The sequence below is a fragment of the Polaromonas sp. P1_A2 genome (assembly GCF_056406895.1).
The window spans coordinates 344,223-369,196 of sequence record NZ_JBFTZI010000003.1; the positions used below are offsets into that span (position 1 = coordinate 344,223).

Below are 24,974 nucleotides of genomic sequence, written 5' to 3' on the forward strand. Positions count from 1 at the left end.
GGCGTGGCCTCAGGCGGCCTGTTTGCGCCGGAACACCAGCCGGTCGGGTTCCGAGGCCTTGGGGTCGAAGCGGTAACCCTCGGCGTCAAAGCTCTCAAGCTTTTTGACCGTGGCGATTTTTTTCTCGATCGCATAACGCAGCATCAGGCCGCGCGCGCGTTTGGCGTTAAAGCTGATGATTTTGTACTTGCCGCCCTTGAACTCCTCGAACACGCAGCTCACCACGCGCGCTTTGAGCACCTTGCGGTCCACAGCCTTGAAGTATTCCTCGCTGGCCAGGTTGATGACCACGGGCGTGGTGTCGGCGGCGGCGCGTTCATTGAGGTAGTCGGAGATTAACGAGCCCCAGAACTGGTAGAGGTTTTTGCCCTGGGGCGTGGCCAGCGCCGTGCCCATCTCCAGCCGGTAGGGCTGCATGCGGTCCAGCGGCCGCAGCACGCCGTAAAGGCCGCTCAGGATGCAGACGTGGTCCTGCGCCCAGTCGAGTTGCGCGGCGCTCAAAGTCCTGGCGGCGAGGCCGCCATACACATCGCCGTCAAAGGCCAGCGCGGCCTGCTTGGAGTTTTTGGCGGTGAATCTGGGCGACCAGGCCTGGTAGCGCGCCACGTTCAGGCCCGCGAGCGCGTCCGACAGCTTCATCAGGCTGCTGATCTGCTGCGGGGTCTTGGTCTTGAGCACTTCAATCAATTGCGCCGACTGGCGCGTGAACAGGGCTTGGGTGTGGGTGTCTACGTGCGGCGGCGTGTCGTAGTCCAGCGACTTGGCCGGCGAAATAAGAAACAGCATGCTTTGAGTTATTAAGGCGAAACCCCCACTTTACGACAGCCGGGTTGCACTTCCGGCCGCGAACGGCAAAGTCCCCGGCTAATGCAGATCGCTGGCCAATGAAGCCAAGGTCTCCGCGGGAATGCTCACATGCGCCGGGTAATGCGTATGGTCGCATCCGAGCTTGACGCCGGCGCCGGCTTTGACCGCCGCGCGCATGGCCGGGTCCAGCTCGAAACGCACAAAGTGCACGGCCGAGGTTTTTTCGTCGTTCTCGCGGTCCATGTCTTCGTCGGCGATGGCATAGACACGGGCATGGCCTTCGACCTCGATGAACATGCGGTCTTCCACACCGATCAGCCGGGCCAATTCACGTTTTCGCTCGCTGACGTCGGGGTACTCCAGCATCAGCGTGCCCTTCCAGTTGGTCCCGTCGGGCATCAGGGGGGCGTAGGCCTCTATCTCCTGCTCTATGCCTTCCTCTTCAAAGATTTTTTCTATGCGCAGCATCTCCTGGATCTGGTAGCGGATGCTGGTCTCGCTTTCAAACTGCAGGTTGACATGCTCGCCCAGGCGCACGCTGCGCAGCTTGCGGTGGGCGATGATGGCGGGCTTGTTCTCCTTGCGGTATTTGCTGTAGGCCTCCAGCGTCATCAGGGATTCGCGGGTGATTTTTCCGATGGTCTTCATGGCGGCGTCCTGCTGGTCGGGGCTTATTTCAGGCCGTAGGCCGTGCGTATCAAGGTGAGCGGGTGTTTTTGCTGCGGCGCGCCCAGGCTGTTGACCTCAAAGCCCTGGGCGATGTGGTGGCCGCCCAGCGGGCAGTCGCTGCTGATGACGTCGGGCAGGCCGCCGTCCTTGTGGCTGGCCATGGCCTTGAACAGCGGCTTGCCGATTTTCATGGCCTGCTGGTGGTAGGGCACTTTCACGCCAAAGGTGCCGGCATGGCCGGAGCAGCGCTCATGCGTGTGCACGCTGGTGCCGGGCACCATCTTGAGCATCTCCTCGGTCTTCTTGCCGATGTTCTGCACGCGGCCGTGACAGGGGATCTGGTAGCTGATTTTGCCCAGCGGCGTGGGAAATTCCGTCTTGAGCAGGCCGTCGCGCCTGCGCGCCATCAGGTATTCGAACGGGTCCCACATATGTTCCTTGACGAGCTGCACCTCGGCATCGTCGGGGTACATCAGCGGCAGCTCCTGCTTGAACATCAGGGTGCAGCTGGGCACGGCGCTCAGGATGGCGTAGCCCTCTTTTGCGTATTTCACCAGCACGGGGATGTTGGCCTCCTTGCTGGCGTTGACCGAGGCCAGGTCGCCGAGCTCCAGCTTGGGCATGCCGCAGCATTTTTCCTTTTCCACCAGCACATAGGGCACTTCGTTGTGGTCCAGCACCTTGAGCAGGTCGTGGCCTATGCCGGGCTCGTTGTAGTTGATGTAGCAGGTTGAATAAATGACCACCTTGCCGGGCGTCTTGGCCCCGTCCTTGACGGCATGCGGCGGCGATTCGGGCGCGCCCGAGCGGAATTTCTTCGTCGCCAGGTCCGGCAGCCAGGCGTTTTTGTCCACGCCCAGCACTTTTTCCATCACGGCGCGCGCCGGTTTGGTCTTGTTGACCGCGTTGGCCACCTGGACCACGATGGGAATGCCGGCGAACTGGCCGTGCACGTCGGTGGACGACAAAAACCTTTCACCGGCGCCGACCTCGCCCTTCTTGAACTTGATGGCCTTGGCGCGCAGCATGGTGTGGGGAAAGTCGAGGTTGAACTCGTGCGGCGGCACATAAGGGCACTTGGTCATGTAGCAGAGGTCGCACATATAGCACTGGTCGACCACTTTCATGTAGTCCTTCTTGTCCACGCCGTCGACCTCGCCGGTCTTGCTTTCGTCGACCAGGTCAAACAAGGTGGGGAAAGCGCCGCACAGGCTCACGCAACGGCGGCAGCCATGGCAGATATCGAAGATGCGCTCCATCTCGTGCAGGGCCGCTTCTTCGTGATAGAAGTCCGGGTTTTTCCAGTCGATCGCGTGGCGCGTGGGCGCCTGGAGGTTGCCTTCTGTGGCCATGCTTGCCTCTTCTTTTCGGTTTCTCGTGGGGTTTGGGGAAAGGCTCTCGCGCGTAGCCTTTTCCAAAACCCGCCACGCCTTGCGGCGCAGCGAGGGACGGCTTAATCGACCAGTTCGGCCAGCGCTTTTGAATAGCGATTGGCGTGTGAGCGCTCGGCCTTGGCCAGGGTCTCAAACCAGTCAGCCACCTCATCATGGCCTTCGTCGCGCGCGGTCTTGGCCATGCCGGGGTACATGTCGGTGTACTCGTGGGTTTCGCCGGCGACGGCGGATTTGAGGTTGTCGCGCGTGCCGCCGAAGGGCAGGCCGGTGGCGGGGTCGCCGCACTGCTCCAGCCATTCGAGGTGGCCGTGGGCATGGCCGGTTTCACCTTCCGCGGTGGAACGGAACAGCGCGGCCACATCGGGCTGGCCTTCAACGTCGGCCTTGTTCGCGAAATACAGGTAGCGGCGGTTGGCCTGCGATTCGCCGGCAAATGCGGCTTTCAGGTTCTCTTCCGTCCTGGAGCCTTTGAGAGCAGCCATGGAAATCTCCTTCGTGGGTTGATGGATGAACAAATCGCCAATGCTTCAAGCCCCCGTCGCCAAAGTCCAGGTGCGAAGACCGAAGACCAGGACACCTTAGACCCGTTCAGCCGCTTCGTCTAATTGCCGGAATCAATGCATGGAATTGATAAAAACTATCCGCATAAAGTCATTAATAATTATTTTTAATTACAAAACATGCCGCCATGGCACCCGCTCCCCGAGAGCGGCCAGGCCCGCGCATTAATTACGTTATGGTAGATTGATTACGAATAGGTAAACAGAACAAGAGGCGCAGACCCATGCCGGAGACAATGCAAATGCCCGACAAGATGCCCGCCGCGCTGGCCGCCACCTTCACCAACGGCTATGAATTCGCCCAGGGCGCGGGTTATGCCCTGCCCGAATACCCTTTTGTGGAGCCGCCTGAGCTGCGCACGGGCGAAATCAAACGCCACGCCGTCGCCATCGTGGGCGGCGGCATTACCGGGCTCACGCTGGCCTGCGCGCTGGCGCAGTACGGCGTGCGCGCCGTGCTGCTGGACGAGGACAACACCGTGGGTGTGAAGGGGGCGTCCTCGCGCGGCATCTGCTATGCGCAAAAAAGCCTGGAGATCTTCAAGCGCCTGGGTATTTACGAGCGCATCGCGGCCAGGGGCGTGCAGTGGAGCGTGGGCCGCACCTTCGCGGGCAAGGACGAGGTCTACGCCTTCGACCTGCGCCAGCAGCAAAGCCATTCGCTGAGCCGGCAGCCGCCCTTTATCAATATCCAGCAGTTTTATGTCGAGGGCTTTCTGGTCGAGCAGCTCTACAACAGTCCCGCGCCCGAAGACCGCCCGGTCGACATCCGCTGGAGCCACCGTGTCACCGGCTTTGAGCAGAACGCGGACTTCGCGACGCTGCAACTCGAAACGCCGGCCGGCGCCTACGTCCTGGAAGCCGAACATGTGATCGACTGCAGCGGCTCGCGCAGCCCGTTTCGTGCCTGGTGCGGCGCGACGGTGACGGCGCAGCAGGGTGACGACCGCTGGTGCATTGCCGACGTGCGCTTCAAGAATCCGCCGCCGGCGGAGCGCCACACATGGATAGAAGCGCCCTTCAACGAGGGCCGCGCCGTCTGGCAGCACCTGATGGCCGACGGCGTCTGGCGCATCGACTACCAGATGCCGCCGCAGGCCAAGCCCGAGGAGGTCAGCCGAGAGGACGTGGTGCGCGCCCGCCTCAAAGCGCAGTTCAAGAGCCAGTCGGGCCAGGCTTTGGACGACAGCGACTACGAGATCGTCTGGGTCGGCCCCTATGCCTACCGCAGCGAATGCCTGGACAGCCTGCGCCACGGCCGCGTGTTTTTCGCCGGCGATGCCGCCCATGTGATGAGCCCCTTCGGCGCGCGCGGCGGCAATTCGGGCGTGCAGGACGCCGACAACCTGGCCTGGAAGCTGGCCGCCGTGCTGCAGGGCCGCGCCGCGCCCGCCCTGCTGGACAGCTACCACCACGAACGCCATGAGGCGGCCACGCACAACGTACGGGTCACCAACCGCACGGCGCGCTTTTTGCGGCCGGCCGACGGCGCTGAGCGGCTGTTTCGCAGCGCGGCGCTGGGCCTGGCGCGCGAGCATGTATTTGCCAGACAGCTCGTCAACACCGGCCGCATGTCCACGCCCAGCCACTACACGCACTCCAGCGCCTGCGGGCCGGCCGGCGGGCGCGCGACACAGAACGTGGGTTTTGCCTGGGCCGACGGCCGCCCCGGCGAACTGCTGGACCTGCTGGGCTGGGCCCACGGCCGTTTGCTGCTGCTGAGCTTTGGCGATGTCTCCGCCGCCGCGCTGGTGCGCCTGGCGGCGCTGTCGGTGGAGGCCGGCCTGCGCTGCGTGCAAGTGGTCAGCCCCGGCGAGAAAGCCGCGGCCGTGGAGCATGTCATCGACGAGCACGGCCACCTGCAGGCGACCTGCCATGTCTTCGGCCATGCTTGGGCGCTGCTGCGGCCCGACGGCCATGTGGCCGCCACCGGCGAGAGCGTGGACGCCTCGCTGGTCCATGCGGTGGCCGCCGCGCTGGGCGCCGGCACCAGCGGAAAGGAAACCCCATGAAAACCGACAGCCCCCTGAGCACCCGCCTGCATTTTCAGGACGCCGATGCCTTTTACGAGTGCCTGCTGGACGCCCACCGGGGCCTGAGCCGCGAGGAATCCGAGCTGCTCAATGCCCGGCTGATCCTGCTGATGGCCAACCAGCTGGGCGACACCGCCGTGCTGCGGGCCTGCGTGGCGGCAGCCGCAAAAACCGCGCCCGCGCCGGGATAGGCGAGGCCCAGCGGCCGCGGGCCGCCCAGTCGAATAAAATCGGGGCAGTTTCCCCCAACCCCAAGGCGGCATCCCCTCGATGCCGTTTTTCATTGCCCCCATGACCAACGCTGCCGCCCCCGCCCCTGCCGATACCGCCACTCCCGCCGCGGAGGCCGTCAAAGTCCCCACACCGGGGCTGGACAGCCTGGCCAAATCCTTCGAGCCAGCCGCCATTGAAAGCCGCTGGGGCCCCGAATGGGAGCAAAGCGGCCAGTACGAACCCACGCTGGACGCGGCCAAGCCTTCGTTCTCCATCCAGCTGCCGCCGCCCAACGTGACGGGCACGCTGCACATGGGCCACGCCTTCAACCAGACCATCATGGATTCGCTCACGCGCTACCACCGCATGCGCGGCCACAACACGCTGTGGGTGCCCGGCACCGACCACGCCGGCATCGCCACGCAGATCGTGGTGGAGCGCAAGCTGCAGGGCGAAGGCAAGAGCCGCCACGACCTGGGCCGCAAGAACTTCGTCGCCAAGGTCTGGGAGTGGAAGGAAGAATCCGGCACCACCATCACGCGCCAGATGCGCCGCATGGGCGACTCGGTGGCCTGGAAGCACGAATACTTCACCATGGACCCGAAGATGTCCATGGTGGTCACCTCGACCTTTGTGAAGCTCTATGAGCAGGGCCTGATCTACCGCGGCAAGCGCCTGGTGAACTGGGACCCGATCCTCAAGTCCGCCGTGTCCGACCTGGAAGTCGAGAATGAAGAGCGCGACAGCTTCATGTGGCACATCGAGTACCCCTTCAGCGACGGCCCGCAAAAAGCCGCCGACGGCACGCCGCTGCGCGGCATGCACATCGCCACCACGAGGCCCGAAACCATGCTGGCCGACGGTGCGCTGGCGGTGCACCCGGACGACGAGCGCTACAGGCACCTGGTCGGCAAGATGGTCGACCTGCCGCTGTGCGACCGCCAAATCCCGGTGATCACCGACGACTACGTGGACCCGGCTTTCGGCAGCGGCGTGGTGAAGATCACCGGCGCGCACGACTTCAACGACTACCAGGTGGCCCTGCGCCACGACCTGCCGCTGATCACCATCTTCACGCTGGACGCGAAGATCAACGAAAACGGGCCTAAGCAGTACCAGGGCCTGGACCGCTACGACTGCCGCAAGGCCGTGCTCAAGGACCTCGAGGAACAGGGCTTCCTCGAAAAAGCCGTGCCGCACAAAAACATGGTGCCGGTCTGCGCGCGCACCGGCGCGGTGGTCGAGCCCATGCTGACCGACCAGTGGTTTGTCGCGCTCAGCAAGGTCAGCGAGCAGGACCCGACCGGCAAATCGATCGCGCAAAAGGCGCGCGACGCCGTGAGCAGTGGACAGGTCAAGTTTGTGCCCGAGCAGTGGGTCAACACCTACAACCAGTGGATGAACAACATCCAGGACTGGTGCATCTCGCGCCAGCTCTGGTGGGGCCACCAGATCCCGGCCTGGTATGACGAAGACGGCAAGGTCTATGTCGCCACCAGCGAGGAAGAAGCGCAGAAGCAGGCGCCCGGCAAAAAGCTCACGCGCGACGAGGATGTGCTGGACACCTGGTACTCGTCGGCCCTGGTGCCCTTCTCTTCCTTGGGCTGGCCCGAGAAGACCAAGGAGCTGGACCTCTTCCTGCCCTCCAGCGTGCTGGTCACCGGCTACGACATCATCTTCTTCTGGGTCGCCCGCATGATCATGATGACCACGCACTTCACCGGCCAGGTGCCGTTCAGGGACGTGTACATCCACGGCCTGGTGAAGGATGCCCAGGGCAAGAAGATGAGCAAGTCCGAAGGCAATGTGCTGGACCCGGTCGACCTGATAGACGGCATCGAGCTCGCGCCCCTGCTCGAAAAACGCTCGCAAGGCCTGCGCAAGCCCGAGACCGCGCCGCAGGTGCGCAAGAACACCGAAAAGGAATTCCCCGCGGGCATCCCGGGCTACGGCGCCGACGCGCTGCGCTTTACCTTCGCCTCGCTGGCCAGCCTGGGCCGCAGCATCAACTTCGACAGCAAGCGCTGCGAGGGCTACCGCAACTTCTGCAACAAGCTCTGGAACGCCACGCGCTTCACCTTGATGAACTGCGAGGGCCAGGACTGCGGCCTCGAGGAACACACGAAAGAACAATGCGCGCCCGGCGGCGAGTTCCACAACTACCTGAGCTTCTCGCAGGCCGACCGCTGGATTTCGTCGACCATGCAGCGCGTGGAAGCCGACGTGGCCAAGGGCTTTGCCGACTACCGCCTGGACAACGTGGCCGGCAGCATCTACCAGTTTGTCTGGGACGAGTTCTGCGACTGGTACCTGGAAATCGCCAAGGTGCAGATACAGACCGGCAACGACGCGCAAAAGCGCGCCACACGCCGCACGCTGATACGCCTGCTCGAAGCCATACTGCGACTGGCGCACCCGGTGATTCCTTTCATCACCGAAGAGTTGTGGCAAACCGTGGCACCCATTGCCGGCAAGAGCGGCAAGTTCATAGGCACCGCGCCTTACCCGCAAAGCCAGCCCGAGAAGATCGACGAAAAGGCCGAGGCCCATGTCGCCAAGCTCAAGACCCTGGTGGACGCCTGCCGCAACCTGCGCGGCGAGATGAAAGTGTCACCGGCCACGCGCCTGCCGCTGTTTGTGCTCGGCGATGCAGCCTTCATGAACAGCGTGGCGCCGGTGCTCAAGTCGCTGGCCAAGCTCAGCGAAGTGAAAGTGTTTGAAGACGAAGCCAGCTGGGTCGCCGCGGCACAGTCAGCGCCCGTCGCCATCGTCGGTGAAGCGCGTCTTTGCCTCTACATGGAGGTCGACCTCGCCGCCGAAAAAATTCGCCTGCAAAAGGAAGAGACCCGCCTGGTGGGCGAGATCGCCAAGTCCGAGACCAAGCTCGCCAACGAAGCCTTCGTCAACAAAGTGCCGCCGGCCGTGCTGGAGCAGGAACGCAAACGCCTGGCCGACAACCAGGCGGCACTGGCCAAAATCCGCGAGCAGCTGGCACGGCTTAAATAAGCGCGAACGCCGCCCACAAAAAAGCCCCGCTTACCGGGGCTTTTTTATCAGCGGGTGTCCCGTCATCAGCGGACGGTTTCGGGCTCTGACCATTGCGAGGGCGGAACGCTCCCCGGCATCTCCAGGTCCATGGGCGCACTCGGCAACTGGTCCATCCCGCTGTGCTGCGTGCTGATGGCTTCATGCATGCGGTGCGCCACATACCAGCTCGAGCGCAGGCGCGCCTCGCGTGTGTGCGAGCCCAGGCGCGGCGTGACGAACAGGTTCTTCAGGCCCTTGAGCGGCGAAGTGTCGCCCAGGAAGCTGGCTTCGGCGCCGTCCAGGATGCAGGCCTCGATGCGGCCGTCGCACAGCGCCGCGGCCAGCGCGGCTTCGTCAAACAGCTCGCTGCGGCTGATGCCCACCCACAGCTGGTTGCGCCTGCAGGCGGCCAGCAGTTTTTCATTCACAAAACCGCGAAAACGCGTGGCGTACAGCATCTGCACCGAGACCGCGTCGGCCTGGCTGACAAGCTCAGACAGGGACACCGGCTGTATGCGCAGGCGCTCCCAGATGGGCGCCGTGTGGTGCACCGCCGGGTCGTAGCCTATGAGGCGCACGCCCAGGCCGTTGAGCATGCCGGCCAGCGTGTGCGCCGTCGGTGCCAGACCCAGGATGCCCACGGTGCTGCCGTGCAGCTCGCGCCCCATCTGCGTCGTCGGGTGGCGCCGCCCCATCAGGGCCGAGACCAGGCCGCGGCGATACAGCAGCAGCAGGCTGCTCAGCAGGTATTCGGCATTGGAGCGCACGTTGGCGCTGCTGGCGTGCACGACCTTGATGTCGCGCTCCTTGCAGGCCTCGAGGTCGGTGTTGTCCGTGCCCACATGCAGGCGGCCCACGGCCCTGATCTTGGGCAGGAAGTCGAGGAACTCGCGTGTCACCACGGTCTGCCGCGGGAACACAATGCCCTTGGTCTTGTAGGCGATCTTGCGCAGCGAAGTCAGGTCGTCGGCGAGCTCGGGGTGGTAACCCACGCTGTGGCGGGTTTCCAGCCAAGCCATTGCCTCGGGCACCAGCGCGTCAAGAAGTAAGATGTCCACCCAGTGAGTCCTTTTTTCCCGCAGACCGCAATTCGCGCGGTTTGACCACGTCAAGTCGAGCCTTTGTCCGACCTGAGTCATGTATCAACAACGCAACACTCTAGTCTTTTCCCCGATCAAAGTCGATGCAAAAATTTACATTACACAAAGCTGTATTCCCGGTTGCCGGCCTTGGCACCCGGTTTCTCCCGGCCACCAAGGCCCAGCCCAAGGAAATGCTCCCCGTTGTCGACAAGCCGCTGATCCAATACGCGGTGGAAGAGGCTTACGCGGCAGGCATCCGTCACATGATTTTTGTGACAGGACGCAATAAACGGGCCATAGAGGACCACTTTGATACTGCTTACGAGCTCGAAAACGAGCTGGAGGTAGCTCAAAAGCTCGCTTTGCTGGATTTGGTGCGCTCCGTCCAGCCCGAAGACATGAACTTTTCCTATGTGCGCCAGCCCCGCTCCCTGGGCCTGGGCCATGCCGTGCTGTGCGCCGAACACCTGGTCGGCCAGGAGGCTTTCGCCGTGCTGCTGGCCGACGACCTGATGGTCGGCCCCAAGGGCGGTAAACCGGTACTGGCCCAGATGGCCGAGCAGTTCAAAGAGCTGCAGCAGTCCATCCTGGCGGTGCAGGAAGTGCCCCAGGACCAGACCCGCCGCTACGGCATCGTCGAAACCGACGGCGGCGCCAGCGCCGGCCTCATGAAAGTGAAAAAAATCGTCGAAAAACCGGCGCCCGAAGTGGCCCCCTCACGCATGGGCGTGGCCGGCCGTTACATCCTGACGCCGGCGATTTTTGAGCACATCCGCAGCCAGAAGGCCGGCGTGGGCGGTGAACTGCAGCTGACCGACGGGATCTCCAGCCTGCTCGACAAGGAAACCGTTTACGCCCTGCAGTACGAGGGCAAACGTTATGACTGCGGCAGCAAGGAAGGCTTTCTGGAAGCCACCGTCGAGCTGGCGCTGCAGCACCCCGAGGTGGGCGTGCACTTCCGCAATTACCTGGACAACCTGCAGATAGGCTGGTCGGGCCGGGAACGCCGCAAACAGGCCTGAAAACCTGGGCGCCCGGCGGCGCCTCAACGGTACTTAACGCCGTTTCAGGACGTGGATAAAGTCGCTGCCGGCGACCTGCTGCTCGACCAGCTCGTTGCCGGTCTGCTTGGCAAAGGCCTGGAAATCGCGGGTCGAGCCGGCATCGGTGGACACCACCCGCAGCAGCTGGCCGCTCAGCATTTCCGTCAGCGCTTTTTTGGCTTTCAGGATGGGCAGCGGGCAGTTCAGGCCGCGGGTGTCGAGTTCTTTGTCGATGTTCATGAAAATCCTTGGGTTGCCGCGATTTTAAGCAAAGCGTAAAGGCCCTTTTGCCCGGTTATACCCGGCCTCATTCGGCCTCATTCGGCTTCATTCACCCCTACCCGCCTCCGGCTCGACCTTGCTCAGCACGGTGGCCCAATCCACAAACTCCGGCTCATGGCCCCGCGTGCGCAGCCAGTCAGCCAGCGCATAGCCGGTGCCGGCGGGCCAGCATTTGAGCTTGTCCAGGTCGTACAGCCGGTAATCCACCAGCTCGGGCGACAGGCTGACCTCCCCGGTGCAAACCGCGTGGTAGGCGATGATGACCTGGTTCATGCGCTGGAAGTCGTAAACGCCTATCAGGTCCAGCGAGCTGGTTTCCAGGTTGGTTTCTTCCTTGATTTCGCGCTCAATGCCGCCCTGCGGCGTCTCGCCCGCCTCCATAAACCCCGTGATCAGCGCATACATCTTGCCCGGCCAGGCCGCATTGCGCGCCAGCAGCACCTGGCCGTGGTATTCGATCACTGCGGCCAGCACCGGCGTGGGGTTGTTCCAGTGGGTGAACCCGCAGGCCGGGCAGCGCAGGCGCGCCTTTTCACCGCCGTCCTCCATCTGCGACACCATGGCCAGAGGCGTCGCGCAGTTCGGGCAAAACCGGAATTCATGGGTCATGGCAGGCGATCAGAAGGGAAAATAAAAGAAAGAAAACGCGGCCACCGCTATTTTTTCAATAGCGGCAGGCCCTCGTCAGTTGGGCGTCAAGCCGGAAACACGCCGGTAGACAGGTAACGGTCGCCGCGGTCGCAGACCACAAACACGATCACCGCGTTTTTCACGGTTTTGGCGATTTCCTGCGCCACCCAGAGAGCGCCGGCGGCCGAGATTCCGGCAAATATGCCTTCCTCGCGCGCCAGGCGCCGGCACATGTCTTCGGCATCGGCCTGGCTGACCAGCACCAGTTCATCGACCTGGCGCGGGTCGTAAATCTTGGGCAGGTACTCCTGCGGCCACTTGCGGATGCCGGGGATGCGCGAACCCTCGCTGGGTTGGGCGCCAATCACCTTGATGGCCGGATTTTTCTCTTTCAGGTAGCGCGAAACCCCGGTAATCGTGCCCGTCGTACCCATGGCACTGACAAAATGTGTCACCTTGCCTGACGTATCTGTCCATATTTCGGGGCCCGTGGTCTCGTAATGGATGCGCGGGTTGTCGGCATTCGCGAACTGGTCCAGCACCCTTCCCTTGCCTTCTTTCTGCATCTGGTCGGCCAGGTCGCGCGAGTATTCGATGCCCGCGCTTTTGGGCGTGAGGATCAGTTCGGCGCCAAAAGCCTTCATGGTCTGGGCCCGCTCGATGCTCAGGTCCTCGGGCATGATCAGGACCATCTTGTAGCCCTTGATCGCAGCCGCCATGGCCAGGGCAATACCCGTATTGCCCGAAGTGGCTTCGATCAGCGTGTCGCCCGGCTTGATGTCGCCGCGCTCCTCGGCGCGCTTGATCATCGAGAGCGCCGGCCTGTCCTTGACCGAACCGGCGGGATTGTTGCCTTCAAGCTTGCCGAGGATCACATTGCCGCGTGCGGCGTTCTCGGCGGCGTAAATACGTTGCAGCGCGACCAGGGGCGTCTTGCCAATCGCGTCTTCAATGGTGGGATAGTTCATGACCACACTGTGCCATAATTTGAGGCTTCGCTCATTCCAGCCCGGGTGGTGAAATTGGTAGACGCAGGGGACTCAAAATCCCCCGCCGCAAGGCGTGCCGGTTCGATTCCGGCCCCGGGCACCACATCCCGAAAGCCGTCTCATGACCCTCGTTCATGGACGGTTTTTTTGTTTTTTCATCCACGGCGGCGGGCAACACCACGTTGTCATTTTCCGCAGCCGGATTTTTGACCCTGCCGCTTGCAACGCCATTTAATAAGGCGCATTCTTCAAACGCGGTCGGCCCCTTTTTTTCGTGTGCCCCCAGCCCTCTCGCCGCGTCTGGAGTCCATCATGTGCAGCTTGCGTCATTGGCTCTGTCTCCTTCTCTCCAGCACTTTGCTGCTGGGCACGGCCCACGCGGCCACGGCACCGCCACCTGCGGCGCAGGCCATGATCGATGCGCTGAACCGGGCCACGGCGGCGGTGGTGGGCGTCAAGGTCACGGCGATGGAGGACGCGCGCTCCGCCGAAACCCTGGGCCTGCGGCGCGCGGGCTCGGGTGTGCTGATCAGCCAGGACGGGCTGATCCTGACGATTGGCTACCTGATGCTGGAGGCCGAGCAGATCGAGGTCGTGACCCAGGACAACCGGACACTGCCGGCCCGCGCCGTGGCCTACGACCTGGCCACGGGTTTCGGCCTGCTGCGCCCGCTACTGCCGCTGCGCAATGTGGCGGTGGCGACGCTGGGCAGCGGCAGGGACCTGCAGCCGGGCGAGCCGCTGATGGCCGTGACCGGCCCGCAGCCCGATGACGACGGCGACGTGAGCATGACGCGGCTGGTCAGCCGGCGCGCGTTCTCGGGCAGCTGGGAATACCACATCGAATCGGCCCTCTTCACCAGCCCGCCGGTGCTGGCCAGCGGCGGCAACCACAGTGGCGCGCCGCTCTTCAACCAGCGCGGCGAACTGATAGGCATAGGCTCGCTGTTCGTGTCGGATGCAACCAATGAAAACCGCCGCCTGCCGGGCAATATGTTTGTGCCGGTGGATTTGCTGCGCCCCATACTCGCGGAGCTGCAGCGTTCGGGTTACAGCGCCAAGAGCCGCAGGCCCTGGCTGGGCATCACCTCCAACGACCAGGGCGGGCGCATACAGATATTGCGCGTGAGCAAGGAAAGCCCGGCGGAGCTGGCCGGGCTGTCGGCGGGCGATGTGGTGCTGGCGGTGGACGACGCGAAGGTCGCGACGCTGGAGGCCTTTTACAAAAAACTCTGGGACCATGCCGCGCCCGACGCGGAAATCCGGCTCACGGTGCTGCAGGGCGCCGAGGTCAAGACTATCGTGCTGCGCGCCCAGGACCGCATGCTGACGCTCAAAAAGCCACCGGGCATCTGAATCAGGCTAGGCTGGGAGCGGCGCTGTACGGTGCAAGTCCCGGCCTATCGCCTGGAAGTGCAGCGCAGCCGACGGCGCGGCTTCAGGCTCTGCGTCCAATTTAAATTCATCGACCGCCGCCTGCAGCTGCAAGGTCTGCTCGGCCAGCGAGGCGGCCGCGGTGGAGGCCTGCTCGACCAGCGCGGCGTTTTGCTGCGTCGCCTTGTCCATCAGCACCATGGCCTGGTTCACATGCGCGATGCCGTTGCTCTGCTCGACCGAGGCGGCGGAGATCTGCTCGAGCAGGCTGCTCACGCGCTTGACGGCCTGCACGATGTCCTGCATGGTGCGGCCGGCCTGGCCGACCAGTTCGGAGCCGCTCTCGACATGCGCGACGGAGTCCGCGATCAGCGCCTTGATTTCGCGCGCCGCCCCGGCGCTGCGCTGCGCCAGGCCGCGCACCTCGCTGGCCACCACGGCAAAACCGCGGCCCTGCTCGCCGGCGCGCGCGGCTTCCACGGCGGCGTTGAGCGCCAGGATGTTGGTCTGGAAGGCGATGCCTTCGATGACGGCGATGATGTCCACGATTTTTCGGGAGCTGCCGCTGATGGCCGCCATGGTGTCCACCACCTGGGCCACCACCGCGCCGCCTTGTTCCGCGGTGCCCGAGGCGCTGGCCGCCAGGCCGCTGGCCGAACGCGCATGCTCGGCGTTGAGCCTGACGGTGGAAGTCAGCTCTTCCATGCTGGAGACGGTTTCTTCCAGCGAGGCGGCTTGTTCCTCGGTGCGGCGCGACAGGTCGGCGTTGCCGGCGGCGATGTCGCCGGAGGCCAGGGTGATGGAATCGGTGGAAGCCTTGATGCGGCTGACCAGGTCGGTCAGCGTGTCTTCCATGTCGCCCAGGGCGCCCAGCAGGCGGCCGAAATCACCACCGCGTTCGGTGGAAAACTCCTGGCTCAGGTCACCGGCAGCCACGGTTTCGGCGATGTAAATCGCTTCATTGAGCGGCTGCGCGATGCCGCGGGCGAGGCGCCAGGCCACGGCGGTGCCCACCAGCAGAGCCGCCAGCGCCAGGCCCAGCATCCAGCGCCGCGCCGATGCAATGTCAGCCTCAACGGCTTGGCCGCCAGCCCTGGCCTGCTTAGCCTGCGTTTCGGCCAGCGCGGCCAGTTCCTGCTGCAGCTTGCCCAGCGACGGCGCGGCCTCGCCCGTCCAGGCCCGGACAGCGCCCTCGCGGTCGCCGGTTTCGATCTGTCTTGCCACTTTGGCCAGCGCCTGCGCATAAGAGGCCTGCGCGGCGCGCACGCTTGCCAGCAAGGCCTTTTCTTCCGCCGGCGGCGTGCCGGCTTCCAGTGCCGCCAGGGCATCCGTCATAGTCTTGTCGCCCACGGCGATTTGCCGGCGCGCGGCACCCGCCTGCGCGGGATCAGCCGCGAGGGACAGTTCCAGGGCGGCGCGCGCATTGGATTGCGACCAGTTGCCCAGCGCCGCCGCGGCGCCGGCCCGCGACCAGGCGTCGCCGCTCAGCTCGCGGCTGAAGGCACCGGCGCCGGCCAGCTGGCCCAGCCCCACCGCCATCAAGCCGCCCGCCAGCAGCAATACCAGCCCAAAGCCCGCGCCCAGCCGCGTGCTGATTTTCAGATTGTCCAGTTGCATGGTGTGTCTCCTGCAAGCCGCTTCCGCCTGAAGCGGCGAGAGAGGGCTTGCTCATGGACGGTATCAAGAAAGGCTGCCCTGTCTGCGCCCGAACAGGGCGTGAAACAGGGCTTTGTTTGTTGAATTGATTGGTCGGAGTTGCTGGCCGGGTCTTGCGCCGGCGGGCGCGCTCCCCCCCTTCTCTCCTTCTCCTCTCTTCGTCTTTCTGCTTACTCTGCTGAGGCTTGCTGGCCGGGGGTAGCCCGGCAGCTACTCACTTTTCTTTTGCTTCGCCAAAAGAAAAGTAAGCAAAAGAAAAGGCGACCCTGGTTCCTGCGTCCCTCCGCTTCGCTACGGGCAACCTGCGGTGCTCGGTCCAGCCGGGGTCAAAAACAACTCGCCTTCGGCTCAAACAAGTTTTTGCCCTGATCCGTCTGGCCCTGCGCTCCTCGGCGCATCCACAAGGGGTGGGGACAGGAATACCAAACAGCCAAATACCTAAACCCACAAGGACACGCCTTGGCGTGTCCTTGTTTGTATTTGTTTTCTTTGTCTTTCGGTATTTGGTTCCCGCTCCCGATTGCCCCGTCCTGGCTGGGCCGAGGAGCGCAGACGTAGGCGGATCAGGGATCGCGCTTGTCTGAGCCGAAGGCGAGTTTGCGCGAGACCCCGCCGTAGTCGAGCACCGCAGGTTGCCCCGCAGCGCAGCGGAGGGGACCCAGACTGCGGGTCGCCTTTCTTTTGCTTACTTTTCTTTGGCGAAGCAAAGAAAAGTAAGTCGCCCGCCGGGGCGAGACCCGGCCAGCAGAACCAAGAAGAGGAAAGAAGAGGATGAAGAGGGAGAGCGCGCAAGGCCGGAGCAAGACCCGGCCGCAAGAACCTCAGAACCGGTAAGCCAGCTCCGTCCACATCCGCATAGCGTCGGGCGCCTTGACCAACTCGGGCGCGGTGCCCAACGGTGAAGCCAGGTAGGCCCGGGCCCGCCACTGGTTGTAGCCGCTCCAGTCGAGGCCGACGCCGGCGCCGCTGAAGGTCGCGGTGTTGGTGCCGGGGGTCCAGGGGCGCTGGTTGACCTTGAGGTAGGCCCCGTCCCAGAAGGCCAGTGCCTGCAGCCTTCCGCCGCCGACCGCGCCCAGGTCGTAGCGCAGCTCTATGCTGCCGCGGTAACCCGCATCGCCCGACAGCGCGCTGACGTCGTAGGCACGCACGGAATAAGGCCCGCCCACCGACATTTTTTGCGAGGAGTCGAGGTTGGTGTTGGCCCACTGGCCGGCCCAGGACACATACAGCGAGCCCCTGTCGCCCCAGCGCTGCAGGCGGGAGAAATTCAGGTTGGTCTTGGAGAACCAGCCTTCTGTTCTGGCGCTGGCCGCATCGCTCAGCCGGGCTTCCGCGACGTCGAAGCCCAGCCGGCCGCGGGTCCATGCCAGGCTCCAGATGTTGATGCCGCCGGACAGCAGGGTGTCGCGCCAGTCTCCGCTCAGGCTCGAAGTCCAGCTGCCCAGGTGCCGGTCCGTCTTCATGCCCGCCATGTCGATGCGCTCGCGCAGCTGCAGGTTGTCGTACTGGACCTGGCCGTAAACATTGGCCGCCTGGCTGCGCAGCAGCGGGTGCCTGCCCCAAAGGCTTTCGGTTTCGGCCGAGCCATGCGCGCCCAGCTCCTGCAGCGATCCGCCGATTTTGTAGTTCAGCATGGAATAGGCGGCCCCGCCGCGCGTGCCCTGCCCGTTCAACAGGGATTCGTAGCTCACGCGGCCGTAGTTGACCCCGGCGCCTGAACTCAGGCCACTCACACCCAGGACATCGCCACGCCGCAAGGGATTGTTGAAGAACACCGTGCCGCCGAGCCGGCCCCTGCCGGTATAGCTGTTGCCGTAGTCGTCCAGTACCAGGCTTCCGGAAGTCCCCGGGCCGGGCGTGGCCTGGATCACCAGATCAGAGCTGCCCAGCCCTTCGCCGGGCCTTAAGGTGGCCTGCACCATCACGCCGGGTATGTCCGACATCAACAGCAGTGACCTGTCGAGCAAGGCCTGCTCCACCGGCTGTCCGCCCTGCAGCGGCGCGGCCGTCGCCTGCAGCAGGAGGTCGTTCACGCGCGTCTGGTTGTCTATGCCGACCTTGCCGTAGCGCGCCTCTATCACCAGAAAGCGCACAACGCCCGACGAGATCACCTGCGCGGGCACCACGGCTCGCGCGAAGCTTTGGCCCCGGCCGCGGTAGTACCTGCTGATGCGTGTCGCCATTTCATCGAGTTGGTCGAGCGTGAGGGTTTTGCCTTCCGCGTCGGCCACCAGTCCATGCAGGGTGTCCGTCTCGACCAGGGTGTTGCCGAGGATCTGGATCGATTTGACGTCCACTGAAACCGGTGGACGTACGGGCGGTGCCGGGGCATTTTCCTGGTTGTTGAGGGTCGGCGCTTCCCCGCGGGGCGGCGGCGCGAAAGGCTGGGACGGCTGGACCTGCTGCAGGATGGTGCCGATATCGACCGGCAGCGGATCAGCCGCGTGAGCCGTGAACAGGGGCGCGGCGGCCAGCAGCAGTGCTGCGTGCTTCGCGGATACGTAGCATTTCATGAAATAGCTTCCCTGGGACGGCCGGGTCATTTCCGGCCTGCCGGCACGGCGTTCAGCAACTGCACGCCACCGTCAACGATATGCAGGCGTGGGTCTTTTCTTGCCATGGCAAGGGGCGCGTCCGCCACCCCCTCGGTGAACTGGCTGGAAGGCTCCGGCGCTTCGCCGCCCGATGATGCATCGGCGCTTGCGCTGTGCGTCACGCGCAGGGTTGACGATGCCTCGGTCGAGTTGGCGTTGGGATTGGATTTGGCATTGGAACTCGAGCTGGCGCTGGAGTTGAATAGAGAGCGCTCCGTATCCAGGGCCTCTTGCGTGGCGGAACGAATGCCTTCACCATCCGCTCCCAATCCCCGCCCGGACGTCGTCGTCGTCGGTGTCGGTGTCGGCGTCGGCGTCGCGGGCGCTGGCGCCGCCGGCAAAGGCGTGATGGCCGCAGTCAGCCCGGTGGGCTGCACCACCGCGTAATTGCCGGCATCGGCGCCGCTCAGGGTAAAACCGGTCACGGTCACGGCCTTGCCGTTACCCACGTTCGGGTCGGCAAAAGCCCCGTGGCCGCCACCGACGCTGACCACATCGCCGGCCAGGGCCGTGACGGCGGCGGTGCCGCCCAAGGTGGCGGCGGTCGTGCCGTCAAACACCTTGTTCTGGGCATTCACCCCGGTGATGGTCAGGGTGGCGGGCGTGATGTTGGCGGTGACACCGCTGGGCTGCGCAATGACGTAGTTGCCGGCGTCGGCACCGCTCAGCGTATAGCCGGTGACGGTCACGGCCTTGCCATTGCCCACATTCTTGTTGGCGAAATTGCCGCTGCCGGTGCCGCCCACGGCCACAACATCGGCGCCCAGGGCGGTGATGCTGGCCGTGCCGTTCAGGGTCGCGGTGGTGGTGGTGTCGTAGACTTTGTTGTTGGCGCCTACGCCGGTGACGGCCAGAGTGGCAGGCGTGATGTTGGCCGTGACGCCGGTCGGCTGCACGACGGTGTAATTGCCGGCGTCGGCACCGCCCAGGATGTAGCCGGTGACCGTCACAGTCTTGCCATTGCCCACATTCTTGTTGGCGAACGTGCCGCTGCCGCCGCCAACCGTCACCACATCGCCGCCCAGGGCCGCAACACTGGCCGTGCCATTGAGCGTGGCCGTGGTGGTGGCGTCATAGACCTTGTTGTTGGCACCCACACCCGTGACGGCCAGGCTGGCCGGTGTGATGTTGGCCGTGACGCCCGCGGGCTGAGCTATGGTGTAGTTGCCGGCGTCGGCACCGCTCAGCGTATAGCCGGTGACGGTCACGGCCTTGCCATTGCCCACATTCTTGTTGGCGAAATTGCCGCTGCCGGTGCCGCCCACGGCCACCACGTCGCCGCCCAAAGCCGTGACCGCCGCCGTGCCGCTCAGCGCGGCGGTGGTGGTGGTGTCATAGACCTTGTTGTTGGCGCTCACGCCTGTAACGGTGATGCTGGCCGGCGTGATGTTTGCCGTCAGCCCCGTGGGTTGCACGACGGTGTAGTTACCGGCGTCGGCGCCGCCCAGCGTGTACCCGGTAACAGTCACGGCCTTGCCATTGCCCACATTCTTGTTGGCGAAAGCACCGCTGCCGCCGCCAATCGTCACCACATCGGTACCCAGGGCCGCAACGCTGGCCGTGCCGCCGAGGGTGGCGGCGGTCGTGGTGTCATAGACCTTGTTATTGGCGCTCACACCTGTGACCGTGAGGCTGGCGGGCGTGATATTCGCGGTGAGCCCTGTGGGCTGGACCACGGTGTAGTTGCCGGCGTCTGCGCCACTCAGCGTGTAACCGGTGACGGTGACAGCCTTGCCATTGCCCACATTCTTGTTGGTGAAGTTGCCGCTGCCCGTTCCACCCACCGTCACACTGTCGCCGCCCAAGGCCGTGACGCTGGCCGCGCCGTTAAGCGTGGCCGTGGTGGTGGCGTCATAGACCTTGTTGCTGGCACCCACACCCGTGACGGCCAGGTTGGCCGGCGTGATGTTGGCCATGACGCCCGTGGGCTGAGCTATGGTGTAGTTGCCGGCGTCGGCCCCGCCCAGCGTGTAGCCGGTCACGGTCACGGTCTTGCCATTGCCCACATTCTTGTTGGCAAAAGTTCCGTTGCCGGTGCCGCCTACAGTGACGGTATCGCCACCCAGAGCGGCAACGCTGGCCGTGCCAGTGAGCGTGGCGGCGGTCGTGGTGTCGTACACCTTGTTGTTCGCGCCCACACCCGTGACCGTGAGGCTGGCGGGCGTGATGTTGGCGGTCAGCCCCGTGGGCAGGACCACGGTGTAGTTGCCTGCGTCGGCCCCGCCCAGCGTGTAGCCCGTGGCGGTCACGAATTTGCCGTTGCCCACATTCTTGTTGGCGAAGGTGCCGGTGCCGCCGCCAACGGTCACCACATCACCGGCCAGGGCCGTGACGGCCGCGGTTCCGCCCAGCGTGGCGGCGGTCGTGGCGTCGTAGACCTTGTTGTTGGCGCTCACACCTGTGACCGTCAAGTTGGCAGGCGTGATGTTGGCGGTCACTGCCGTGGGTTGCACCACGGTGTAGTTGCCCGCATCGGCGCCGCCCAGCGTGTAGCCCGAGACGGTCACAGCCTTGCCGTTGCCCACGTTCTTGTTGGCGAACGTCCCGCTGCCAGTCCCGCCCAAGGTGACGACATCGCCGCCCAAGGCTGCAACGCTGGCCGTGCCATTGAGCGTGGCTGTGGTCGTGGTGTCGTACACCTTGTTGTTCGCGCCCACACCCGTGACCGTGAGGCTGGCGGGCGTGATGTTCGCCGCCAGCCCGGTGGGTTGCACCACGGTGTAGTTGCCGGCGTCAGCACCACCCAGCGTGTAGCCGGTAACAGTGACCGCCTTGCCGTTGCCCACATTTTTGTCGGCGAAAGTGGCGCTACCGCCGCCAACAGTCACCACGTCGCCGCCCAGGGCCGCGACGGCGGCCGTACCGCCAAGCGTGGCAGCGGCCGTGGTGTCGTAGACCTTGTTGTTTGCGCTCACGCCCGTGACCGTCAGGCTGGCAGGCGTGATGTTGGCGGTCACACCCGTGGGCTGCACGACTGTGTAGTTGCCCGCGTCGGCGCCGCCCAGCGTATAGCCCGTGACGGTCACAGCCTTGCCATTGCCCACATTCTTGTTGGCGAAAGTGCCGCTGCCCGTCCCGCCCACGGTCACAACATCGCCGCCCAAGGCTGCAACGCTGGCCGTGCCATTGAGTGTGGCTGCGGCGCTCGCGTTGTACACCTTGTTATCCGCACCAACGCCCGTGACCGTCAGGCTGGCCGGTGTGATGTTGGCCCTGACACCGGTGGGCTGCACCACGGTGTAGTTGCCGGCATCGGCACCGCCCAGCGTAAAGCCAGTGACATTGACCACCTTGTTGTTGCCCACGTTTTTGTCGACAAACCGGCCGCTGCCGCCGCCCACTGTCACCGTGTCACCGGCGATTGCCGTGACGCTGGCTACGCCATTGAGTGTGGCTGCGTCACTGGCGTTGTATACCTTGCTGTCCGCGCCCACACCGGTGACTGTCAAGCTGGCTGGTGTGATGTTCGCCGTCCCCGTTGGCTGGACGATGACATAGTTGTTGGCGTCGGCGCCGCCGAGGAAGTAGTTGGTGCCGGTGACGGTCTTGCCGTTGCCCACGTTCTTGTCGATGAACATGCCGACGTTGCCGCCGCCCACAAGCACCACATCAGTGCCCAGGGGCGTAACGGTCGCGGTGCCATTGAACGTGGTGGCACGGGTGCCGTCATACACCTTGCCGGCCGCGCTCACGCCGGTGACAGCGAGGCTGGCCGGTGTGATATTTGCCGTCAGCCCCGTGGGCTGCACCACGGCATAGTTGCCGGCGTCGGCTCCGCTCAACGTGTAGCCGGTGACAGTCACGGCCTTGCCATTGCCCGCGTTCTTGTCGGCGAAGGTGCCGCTGCCCACACCGGTCACGCTCACCGTGTCACCGGCAATGGCCGTAACGCTTGCTGTTCCGTTCAAGGTGGCGCCCACGCCGGCGTCGTACACCTTGTTGGCTGCGCTGACGCCCGTGACCACCAGGTTGGCGGGATTCACGGTCAGAGTGCCATTGGCGTAACTGATGTCGTAGCCCTGCTGGTTGGAATACAGGCCCGACCCTGTCACCGCATAGCTGCCGGCATTGACCGCTCCCTGGGCGTTTCCGCCGAAGCTGACGCTCCCCGACAGACTGCCGCAGGCCACGTTGGAGCAACTGATGCCGGTCCCGCCATTCCAGGCCAGCTTGTCGTAGGTCTTGCTGGTATTGCCGACGGTAACCGTGACCGGCGTCATCAATGATTTGAGGAGCGGACGGCTGTGCCCGTCATAAATCCGCCAGACGTTGGCCAAATCCCAGTTCGGGTTGACGTTGCCGTTGGCGGCCGTGGCTGAGTTGAAATTGGCCTGTTGCTGCATCTGGGCCGTGGTCATGCCGGTGCCGCCGCCCGCGCTGGTGGCCTGCCCGGTCGTCGTGGTATCCCAAAAACTGCCGCTGATCGTTCCGGCCGTCTGGCTCCCTACCAAGCCGCCCACGCTGCCGGCGGTGCCCGTCACCTGTCCGGCGGCATAGCTGTTGGTGATCGTGCCGCCGCTGTTGCTCATGTCTCCCACCAGCCCGCCTGTCTTGGTGGTGCCGGTGACGGCGCCCGTGGCATAGCTGTTGCTGATGCTTCCGCCGCTGCCGCTCCACAAGCCAACCAGGCCGCCGTTGGTATCGCCGGAGCTGTTGACGGTGGCACTGGAATAACTGCTGCTGATGTTGCCGACATGGAGCATGTAGCCAACGAGTCCACCGGCAGCCTGACCGCTGGTTACGGTACCGGTGGAATAGCTGTTGCTGATGTCACCTTGGTTGTAGCCCGCCAGCCCACCGGTGAAAACCGATCCATTCACATTGCCTGTCGCGTAACTGTGGTCGATTTTTGAGTTGCCGCTGGTCCCCCCCACCAGCCCACCGGAATCGGCGCCTCCGGTCACGGTGGTGCTGGCGTAGCTGTTGCTGATGATGCCGTCGTTCCATCCCGCCAGTGCACCGGTATCGTTGTTGGTACTCCTGACTGAACCGCCCACCAGGCCGACATTGCGGATAACGCTGGCCGAAGAGGTGGAACCGAACAGGCCGGTGAACCGCGTCGTTCGGTCTATGGTGAGGCCGGTGATGGTGTGGCCCAGGCCGTCAAAAGTACCGTAAAAACAATTGGGGGTGCAGCCGCTGTTGCCTGTTCCGATAGGCGCGAAGCCCGCACCGCCGTTCCAGGCGCTGGTGGGCGCGGCATTGATGTCGGCCCCCAACACATAGCGCCCGCCGAGATTGCCGCTAATGCCCTGCAGATCGGTGGTGGTGCTGCTGCCCGCGGCGCCCAGGTCGGTGATGACGGTATACGCGAGGGTGGCGCCGGTGCTGCCTCGTTTGGTGCTGAAGTTGTTGCCTGCCGGCAGGTTGACCTTCGCGCCGTTGTTGACGTTGTAAGAGCTGCCGGTGCCGTTTGTCGTACCCTGGCCGTATTCCAGCGCCAGCTTGCCCGTGCCCGAGGCGTTGAGGTTGGCGTTGATGTTGATGTTGTTCTGCGCGTTGAGCGTCAGCTGGTTGGCGCTCCAGCCCACCGCGTCGTTGACGTTGACGTCGCCCGCCGTGCCCGCGGCGCCGCTGCTGCTCTGGATGACGACGTTGCCCGCGCCCAGATTGGTGCCCAGCGCCGCGCCCGTGATGTCCCCGCCCGAGGCGGCGACGGTGAAGTTCACCGGGTCGATCAGCCAGGTGCCGCTGCTGCCGGTGGGGGCCGCCGTGGTGATTCTGGCGTCATCCGCAATCTTCACCTGCGCGCCCGAGGTCTCGATGAAACCACCGTTGCCGCCATTGGGCGCCGAGGCGTCCAGCGTGCCCGCAACCTTGGCGGTGCCGGCGGCCATGCCACCCAGCAGGATGATGGTGCCGTTGCGGTTTTCCACCGTGCGCGCCTGGATCACGCCGCTGTTGTTGACCACGCTGGCCAGCAGCGAATCCCGCGCGCCGGCGCTCAGGAACACCTGGCCGCCGTCGGCCCGGATCAGCCCGCCGTTCTCGGCCAGGCTGTTGAGCACGCTCTGGTCGACGACGACCTTGAGCAACTGGTTGTCCTGCAGGGTCAGGGTGGCCGCGCTGCCGGCCGCCAGCGCCACGCTGCCCTTGGGGGCGTTGATGCTGCCCTGGTTGCGCACCGTGTTGCCGATCAGGGCGATATAGCCGCCCGGGGCCGCATTGAGGGTGCCCAGGTTGACCACGCTGCCCGGGCCGCTGCCGCTGAAAGTGCGCTGGGCACTGCCCAGGTCCGCATCCTTGACGTCCAGCGTGGAGGCGACCAGCCCGCCCACATTGACCTGGGCGCCAGCGCCGAAGAGCACGCCGTTGGGGTTGATCAGGTAGACCTGCCCGTTGGCATTGAGCTGGCCCATGATCTGGCTGCCCTGGGTGTCCAGGATGCGGTTCACCGCGATCGCGCTGGCCGAGGGCTGCACGAACTTGACGCTTTCCTGCGCGCCGACGTTAAAGCTCTTCCAGTTCAGGGAGGCGTTTTGGCTGGACTGGGTGATGGTGGTGTTGGCCCCGCTCTGGGAGATGCTGGCCGCGCCCGAGGTGACCTGGCCGTCCAACGGCCCGGCCTGGGCGGTGGCCGCCCCGAGCAGCAAAACCGCCGTTGCGGGTTTGCGCAGCGCC

At 64.6% G+C, this 24,974-nt stretch carries 16 protein-coding genes and 1 tRNA gene; 6 read left to right on the forward strand and 11 right to left on the reverse strand.

What is annotated here, in order from left to right; genetic code table 11:
- Window positions 1-9: 9 nt before the first annotated feature.
- The 4 genes from yaaA to AC1D09_RS13695 form a co-directional block, all read right to left on the reverse strand.
- Window positions 10-786: a peroxide stress protein YaaA gene (gene yaaA / locus AC1D09_RS13680; protein WP_477661224.1), complete on the reverse strand. Its 777-nt coding sequence runs from the start codon at window positions 784-786 to the stop codon at window positions 10-12.
- 78 nt (window positions 787-864) lie between these two features.
- Window positions 865-1,455 carry a DUF3501 family protein gene (locus tag AC1D09_RS13685; protein WP_477661225.1) on the reverse strand — a complete coding sequence of 197 codons (591 nt, stop codon included), beginning with the start codon at window positions 1,453-1,455 and terminating at the stop codon, window positions 865-867.
- A 23-nt stretch (window positions 1,456-1,478) separates the two neighbouring features.
- Window positions 1,479-2,828 (reverse strand): (Fe-S)-binding protein, encoded by a 1,350-nt coding sequence (locus AC1D09_RS13690; RefSeq protein ID WP_477661226.1) that lies wholly within the window; start codon window positions 2,826-2,828, stop codon window positions 1,479-1,481.
- Window positions 2,829-2,929: 101 nt separating this feature from the next.
- Complete coding sequence (locus tag AC1D09_RS13695; RefSeq protein WP_074580377.1) at window positions 2,930-3,352, reverse strand: rubrerythrin family protein; 423 nt, start codon at window positions 3,350-3,352, stop codon at window positions 2,930-2,932.
- Between the two features lie 320 nt (window positions 3,353-3,672).
- On the opposite strand from AC1D09_RS13695, the gene AC1D09_RS13700 reads away from it, so the two are divergent.
- The 3 genes from AC1D09_RS13700 to AC1D09_RS13710 all read left to right on the forward strand — a co-directional run bounded on the left by AC1D09_RS13700 (window position 3,673) and on the right by AC1D09_RS13710 (window position 8,682).
- Window positions 3,673-5,442 (forward strand): FAD-dependent oxidoreductase, encoded by a 1,770-nt coding sequence (locus tag AC1D09_RS13700; RefSeq protein WP_477661227.1) that lies wholly within the window; start codon window positions 3,673-3,675, stop codon window positions 5,440-5,442.
- Entirely contained in the window at window positions 5,439-5,654 is a 216-nt protein-coding gene (locus tag AC1D09_RS13705; RefSeq protein ID WP_477661228.1) for a DUF2783 domain-containing protein, read from the forward strand. The genes AC1D09_RS13700 and AC1D09_RS13705 overlap by 4 nt, the downstream gene beginning before the upstream one ends.
- Before the next feature lie 79 nt (window positions 5,655-5,733).
- Window positions 5,734-8,682, forward strand: coding sequence for a valine--tRNA ligase (locus tag AC1D09_RS13710; protein ID WP_477661229.1), 2,949 nt, complete (start codon window positions 5,734-5,736; stop codon window positions 8,680-8,682).
- 65 nt (window positions 8,683-8,747) lie between these two features.
- On the opposite strand, the gene AC1D09_RS13715 is transcribed toward AC1D09_RS13710, so the two are convergent.
- Window positions 8,748-9,761 (reverse strand): NAD(P)-dependent oxidoreductase, encoded by a 1,014-nt coding sequence (locus tag AC1D09_RS13715; RefSeq protein WP_477661230.1) that lies wholly within the window; start codon window positions 9,759-9,761, stop codon window positions 8,748-8,750.
- A gap of 125 nt (window positions 9,762-9,886) precedes the next feature.
- Between AC1D09_RS13715 and galU the strand changes: the two genes are divergently transcribed.
- Window positions 9,887-10,807 carry a UTP--glucose-1-phosphate uridylyltransferase GalU gene (gene galU / locus AC1D09_RS13720; protein ID WP_477661231.1) on the forward strand — a complete coding sequence of 307 codons (921 nt, stop codon included), beginning with the start codon at window positions 9,887-9,889 and terminating at the stop codon, window positions 10,805-10,807.
- Window positions 10,808-10,840: 33 nt separating this feature from the next.
- Here the strand turns inward: galU and AC1D09_RS13725 are convergent, their stop codons facing one another.
- The 3 genes from AC1D09_RS13725 to cysM form a co-directional block, all read right to left on the reverse strand.
- On the reverse strand, window positions 10,841-11,068 hold the full coding sequence (locus AC1D09_RS13725) for a sulfurtransferase TusA family protein (RefSeq protein ID WP_007867181.1): 228 nt from the start codon (window positions 11,066-11,068) through the stop codon (window positions 10,841-10,843).
- Window positions 11,069-11,155: 87 nt separating this feature from the next.
- On the reverse strand, window positions 11,156-11,719 hold the full coding sequence (locus AC1D09_RS13730; RefSeq protein ID WP_477661232.1) for an NUDIX hydrolase: 564 nt from the start codon (window positions 11,717-11,719) through the stop codon (window positions 11,156-11,158).
- Between the two features lie 86 nt (window positions 11,720-11,805).
- Window positions 11,806-12,708 carry a cysteine synthase CysM gene (gene cysM, locus AC1D09_RS13735; protein ID WP_007867183.1) on the reverse strand — a complete coding sequence of 301 codons (903 nt, stop codon included), beginning with the start codon at window positions 12,706-12,708 and terminating at the stop codon, window positions 11,806-11,808.
- Window positions 12,709-12,747: 39 nt separating this feature from the next.
- Between cysM and AC1D09_RS13740 the strand changes: the two genes are divergently transcribed.
- Window positions 12,748-12,832, forward strand: a tRNA-Leu gene (locus tag AC1D09_RS13740).
- Window positions 12,833-13,041: 209 nt separating this feature from the next.
- Window positions 13,042-14,085, forward strand: a complete 1,044-nt coding sequence (locus AC1D09_RS13745) for a S1C family serine protease (protein WP_477661234.1) — start codon at window positions 13,042-13,044, stop codon at window positions 14,083-14,085.
- Between the two features lie 6 nt (window positions 14,086-14,091).
- Here the strand turns inward: AC1D09_RS13745 and AC1D09_RS13750 are convergent, their stop codons facing one another.
- The 3 genes from AC1D09_RS13750 to AC1D09_RS13760 all read right to left on the reverse strand — a co-directional run bounded on the left by AC1D09_RS13750 (window position 14,092) and on the right by AC1D09_RS13760 (window position 24,946).
- A complete protein-coding gene (locus tag AC1D09_RS13750; RefSeq protein ID WP_477661235.1) occupies window positions 14,092-15,720 on the reverse strand; it encodes a methyl-accepting chemotaxis protein in 1,629 nt (542 codons plus the stop codon).
- 860 nt (window positions 15,721-16,580) lie between these two features.
- Complete coding sequence (locus tag AC1D09_RS13755) at window positions 16,581-18,272, reverse strand: ShlB/FhaC/HecB family hemolysin secretion/activation protein (RefSeq protein WP_477661236.1); 1,692 nt, start codon at window positions 18,270-18,272, stop codon at window positions 16,581-16,583.
- A gap of 26 nt (window positions 18,273-18,298) precedes the next feature.
- Entirely contained in the window at window positions 18,299-24,946 is a 6,648-nt protein-coding gene (locus AC1D09_RS13760) for a YDG domain-containing protein (protein ID WP_477661237.1), read from the reverse strand.
- Window positions 24,947-24,974 lie beyond the last annotated feature (28 nt).

What these genes read in the sequence shown, in the direction of transcription:
- yaaA (WP_477661224.1), bottom strand. Translation starts at nt 786, where the DNA reads ATGCTGTTTCTTATTTCGCCGGCCAAGTCGCTGGACTACGACACGCCG.
- AC1D09_RS13700 (WP_477661227.1), top strand. Translation starts at nt 3,673, where the DNA reads ATGCCCGACAAGATGCCCGCCGCGCTGGCCGCCACCTTCACCAACGGC.
- AC1D09_RS13730 (WP_477661232.1), bottom strand. Translation starts at nt 11,719, where the DNA reads ATGACCCATGAATTCCGGTTTTGCCCGAACTGCGCGACGCCTCTGGCC.
- AC1D09_RS13710 (WP_477661229.1), top strand. Translation starts at nt 5,734, where the DNA reads ATGCCGTTTTTCATTGCCCCCATGACCAACGCTGCCGCCCCCGCCCCT.
- AC1D09_RS13755 (WP_477661236.1), bottom strand. Translation starts at nt 18,272, where the DNA reads ATGAAATGCTACGTATCCGCGAAGCACGCAGCACTGCTGCTGGCCGCC.
- AC1D09_RS13750 (WP_477661235.1), bottom strand. Translation starts at nt 15,720, where the DNA reads ATGCAACTGGACAATCTGAAAATCAGCACGCGGCTGGGCGCGGGCTTT.
- AC1D09_RS13685 (WP_477661225.1), bottom strand. Translation starts at nt 1,455, where the DNA reads ATGAAGACCATCGGAAAAATCACCCGCGAATCCCTGATGACGCTGGAG.
- AC1D09_RS13695 (WP_074580377.1), bottom strand. Translation starts at nt 3,352, where the DNA reads ATGGCTGCTCTCAAAGGCTCCAGGACGGAAGAGAACCTGAAAGCCGCA.
- AC1D09_RS13705 (WP_477661228.1), top strand. Translation starts at nt 5,439, where the DNA reads ATGAAAACCGACAGCCCCCTGAGCACCCGCCTGCATTTTCAGGACGCC.
- AC1D09_RS13745 (WP_477661234.1), top strand. Translation starts at nt 13,042, where the DNA reads ATGTGCAGCTTGCGTCATTGGCTCTGTCTCCTTCTCTCCAGCACTTTG.
- AC1D09_RS13725 (WP_007867181.1), bottom strand. Translation starts at nt 11,068, where the DNA reads ATGAACATCGACAAAGAACTCGACACCCGCGGCCTGAACTGCCCGCTG.
- galU (WP_477661231.1), top strand. Translation starts at nt 9,887, where the DNA reads ATGCAAAAATTTACATTACACAAAGCTGTATTCCCGGTTGCCGGCCTT.
- cysM (WP_007867183.1), bottom strand. Translation starts at nt 12,708, where the DNA reads ATGAACTATCCCACCATTGAAGACGCGATTGGCAAGACGCCCCTGGTC.
- AC1D09_RS13690 (WP_477661226.1), bottom strand. Translation starts at nt 2,828, where the DNA reads ATGGCCACAGAAGGCAACCTCCAGGCGCCCACGCGCCACGCGATCGAC.